Annotated in this window: 4 protein-coding genes; 2 read left to right on the forward strand and 2 right to left on the reverse strand. The window is 48.9% G+C overall.

All coding sequences use genetic code 11. The features are described 5' to 3' along the window. The first annotated feature begins 346 nt into the window (after positions 1 to 346). Together B5G42_RS17330 and B5G42_RS17335 are read left to right on the forward strand one after the other, a co-directional pair. Positions 347 to 712 (forward strand): hypothetical protein, encoded by a 366-nt coding sequence (locus B5G42_RS17330; protein WP_162611145.1) that lies wholly within the window; start codon positions 347 to 349, stop codon positions 710 to 712. Positions 713 to 1,088: 376 nt separating this feature from the next. Continuing rightward, positions 1,089 to 1,403, forward strand: a complete 315-nt coding sequence (locus B5G42_RS17335) for a helix-turn-helix transcriptional regulator (protein WP_242961279.1) — start codon at positions 1,089 to 1,091, stop codon at positions 1,401 to 1,403. Positions 1,404 to 1,464: 61 nt separating this feature from the next. Here B5G42_RS17335 and B5G42_RS17340 read toward each other — a convergent pair whose 3' ends face one another. Together B5G42_RS17340 and B5G42_RS17345 are read right to left on the reverse strand one after the other, a co-directional pair. After that, positions 1,465 to 1,836 carry a metal-dependent transcriptional regulator gene (locus B5G42_RS17340; protein WP_087273115.1) on the reverse strand — a complete coding sequence of 124 codons (372 nt, stop codon included), beginning with the start codon at positions 1,834 to 1,836 and terminating at the stop codon, positions 1,465 to 1,467. After that, entirely contained in the window at positions 1,836 to 3,590 is a 1,755-nt protein-coding gene (locus B5G42_RS17345) for an ABC transporter ATP-binding protein (RefSeq protein ID WP_087273112.1), read from the reverse strand. Before B5G42_RS17345 ends, B5G42_RS17340 begins: the two co-directional genes overlap by 1 nt. Positions 3,591 to 3,713 lie beyond the last annotated feature (123 nt).

The raw sequence follows: 3,713 nt of genomic DNA on the forward strand, positions 1-3,713 counted from the left end.
TGTCTGCCAAACTCCTGACAAGAGGAGAAATAGACTGGTTATATAATTACTGAATGTTTATTGGGGGCCTTTTGCTCACTTGCGGGGCCCAATGTTCACATTCCAAAATGCCAAACACAGTCCAATATTTGAAATGTAATTCGTTATTAAGTACAAAGCACAAATTTAAGGGGCAACTAGGCACACGATCACCAGCGTTGCTGATTTGTCAACTCTGGAGCAGACCAAGGGATATTGACGTCGCTTTTCGTAAGTATGGGTAGAAGTATTCATAAAGATGTGGTAAAGTAATTTTAGCAGGAAGGCGTGAGCAAATATGTTTGTATCGATAACTAATAAAGAACAGATGAAGAAGTTATATGATTTCTTGTTTGTGCAGCAATTAGACTTTGAGGCTTGTTTTCCCGATGATGGCACGAAAGAATGTGACAATGAGAATCCGTTGATGAATGGAAAGCAGGAAATTTGTGCAGCAAGCGATGTGAAAATTGGTGTGTGGGATGGGATGGATAATGCCATTAGAGTGACAGGAAAATTGACGGAAGAAGTAAAGACCGTATTTTATCAGTCTTTACTGGGCCGTGGAATATGGAAATATAGCTTTTTCCGTAATGGAAAAGAGATTGTTACAGTAGAAGATTTTGATGATGTTCTTTTGAATTTAGATAAAAATGAAATTGAAATCTTAAGAATGATAAAGGTAATAGAGTAAGAAAGTGCGGGGTGTAAGCCCCGCACTTTCTGTTTATGCTGCATTGGGTAATGGCACAGAAGCAGAGTAAGCCACTACTGGGTCTGGTTCTTCCACAGAGAAAGGAAGGACGGGAATGGGGTCCATGGGAATCAATAGATCAGCCAGGGCTACAATAAGGCCCCCCCAAATTGCAACGGTGGCAAGCAAGTTGGCCTGATCAAGGACAGATTTAAGGGCTGTTTTAACAGCTTCAACGACTGCTCCAGCAGCACTTGTTCAGTTTTTGAAGCACTGGTTAATGATTACTTTGCGAGAAACAGAATCGTAAATGTATAAGCAATCAGAGTCTCCACTCTTATCTCCCTTTACTCTGAAATATGAGTTATAACTCATATTGTATGAGTTCTATGGTTATTTATATGAGCGGAAGCGCCAGCATCTAACGCAGAAGCAGTTAGCTGAACGCCTCGGTATGAACCCGCGCACGATCATAGATTTGGAGACCTGCCAGAGTAATCCGAAATTTGAAACGGTGGTCCTTGTCGCCAAAGAATTGAATATCAGCGTGGACGCCGCCATCTTCCCGGAAATGGTAAATCAGACAGTCTCGAAAACAGTCGTGGACTTCTTTGCCGGGAAAAGCGAAGCAGAGATCGAAAAATTTATCGCGCTCTGCAAACAGGCGGAAGCCTTCCAGAAAGACGAGTAACGCGGTCGGGTTCGATGTGCCCGGCCGCGTTACTATTTCACCCGTTTGCTATGCGGGCAGTTTATTCTTCTTTTGTTTTGTAAGCATTTTTCAGATGCTCGAAGGACTCCTGGCTGATGACATGCTCCATCCGGCAGGCGTCCTTTTCCGCCGTTACAGGGTCTACTCCAGCCTCGATCAGCCGGTCGGTAAAGAAGCGGTGCTTTTCGTAGATCTGCTCCGCCACTTCCCGCCCCACATCGGTCAGGTGCAGGAAATAGTCGCTGTCCATCGTCAGGAAGCCCCCGTCCCGCAGGGTCGCCACCGCATGGCATACGCTGGGCTTTGTGACCTCCAGGTGCCGGGCGACATCCACAGAGCGCACCATGCCTAATTTGTTTTTCAATACCAGGATGGCTTCTAAGTAATCTTCACCAGAGGCATACAATTTCATCATGAGCCACCCCGGTTGCCTCCAACTTGCCAGTTAGAGGATTCTCTTTGTAGCTCCACCATGTGGCGGAACATCCCGCCCCGTTCCATCAACTGCTCTGGTGTGCCTTCTTCCGCTACATGGCCATCTGCCAGCACCACCACATGATCGGCTCCCATCACCGTCCGCATCCGGTGTGCGATAACCAAAACTGTCTTATCCTTGAGCAGTGCGGAGAGTGCAGTCTGGAGGCTGGTTTCGTTCTCTACATCCAGAGAGGCAGTCGCCTCGTCCAGTAGAACGATAGGGGCATTTTTCAACAGGGCGCGGGCAATAGAAATACGCTGGCGTTCACCCCCGGACAGAGTAGAGCCGTTTTCTCCCACCACCGTCTGGTATCCCTCCGGCAGACGCTGAACAAACTCATCGCACTGGGCGGCCCTGGCTGCGGCCATGACCTCCTCATCTGTAGCGTCCTTGCGGCCCAGACGGATATTTCCCATAATGGTATCGTTGAACAGCACCACATCTTGGAACACAATGGCATAATCCTTCAACAGTGTTTCCGGGTCCACCGTGGAAATGTCCACACCGCCCATGGTGATGGTCCCTTTCTGAATGTCCCAAAAGCGGGCGGCCAGTTTCGCCGTGGTGCTCTTGCCGCCTCCAGAGGGGCCGACCAGCGCGGTCACTTCGCCCTGCTTGGCGGTAAAAGTAACGTCGGTCAGTACATCCTCTCCGTCCTGATACCGGAAGCCCACATGGTCAAAGCAAATATCGTGGCCTTTGGCTTGATACTCTGTTGTACCTTCCTGTGCGGGTTCCTGCTCAATAGCTTTCATACGGCGGAGTTGGAGCATTGCGTTGAAAATTTCACTGAGCTGCATCATCACGCCGCTGAGTGGGTCATAAATGCGGGAAGCCGTCACTAAGAACATGAGAAAAAAGAACAGGTTTAGTTCTCCCTGAGTCAGCAGTAGCGTCCCCATCAGTACAGTGGCCGGGAACCCCAATCGAAGGAGCATCTGCGAGGAAGTAATCATCAGGCCACTGGTCATTTCATAGCAGACGGAGGTATGTACAATCTTCTCCAACTTTTTGTCTAACCCTGCCAGATAGGAATTCTCCTGATTATTGGCCTTCAAATCCCGGATGCTCTCCAAAAACTCCTGTATCCCGTCGGCGGCATCCAGTTTTGATTGGATCTTTTTCAGGTCCATATGGTTTTGCAGGCGTTTGCTCCCCACAAGGACAAGGATCGCCAGGACAAAGGGCGACAAAATTGCCAACGCCATTCTCCAATCCATGAAAAACAGGCACAAACAGACGATCACACAACTGATGGCTGTTCCGAAAATTTGTGGAATCGTATAGGCAAAGACCCGTTCCAGGTCATTGCAGTCGCTCATCATGGTAGTGGTCAGGTCGGAAAGGTCCCGCTTGCCAAAAAAGGACAGCGGAAGGGTGCGTAATTTTTCGGCTAAGCCGATCCGCCGCTGGGCGCTTTCAGCATAAGCCGCAATATAGGTACAGCGGTACTGAATGTAATGGGTCAGGAAAATAATCACCAATAGCACCAGACACATTCCAGCATAAGCCCCCAGCGAAGGGGTGGCCGTTTCCATCCCCAAGAGCGGCTGAAGCAGCTGCATCACCAGCATTAAAAGCAGTCCCATAGGCATCATCAAACTGAGTGAGGTAAAGACCGAGGCAATGATTCCTTTTTTCAAATCCTTTGCGCCCTGCTCGGTCAGGGCAAAAAGTTTACGAAGCATAATGTCCCTCCTATTACAATAAATTTGGACAGGAAAGCCGGGCAGCCAGTCCGGCTTTCTCTCCATCTCGTGCCTAAGCTACAATAAGGGGAGCAACTGGCTGACCAATCCCTCCTTGGGCTT

Origin of the sequence: Flavonifractor sp. An91 (assembly GCF_002159225.1) — a bacterium.
In the GTDB taxonomy this organism is placed as follows: domain Bacteria; phylum Bacillota; class Clostridia; order Oscillospirales; family Oscillospiraceae; genus Flavonifractor; species Flavonifractor avicola.

Excerpts from the sequence above, each read along its gene's own strand:
- B5G42_RS17345 (WP_087273112.1), bottom strand. The coding sequence starts at position 3,590 with ATGCTTCGTAAACTTTTTGCCCTGACCGAGCAGGGCGCAAAGGATTTG.
- B5G42_RS17340 (WP_087273115.1), bottom strand. The coding sequence starts at position 1,836 with ATGAAATTGTATGCCTCTGGTGAAGATTACTTAGAAGCCATCCTGGTA.
- B5G42_RS17330 (WP_162611145.1), top strand. The coding sequence starts at position 347 with ATGAAGAAGTTATATGATTTCTTGTTTGTGCAGCAATTAGACTTTGAG.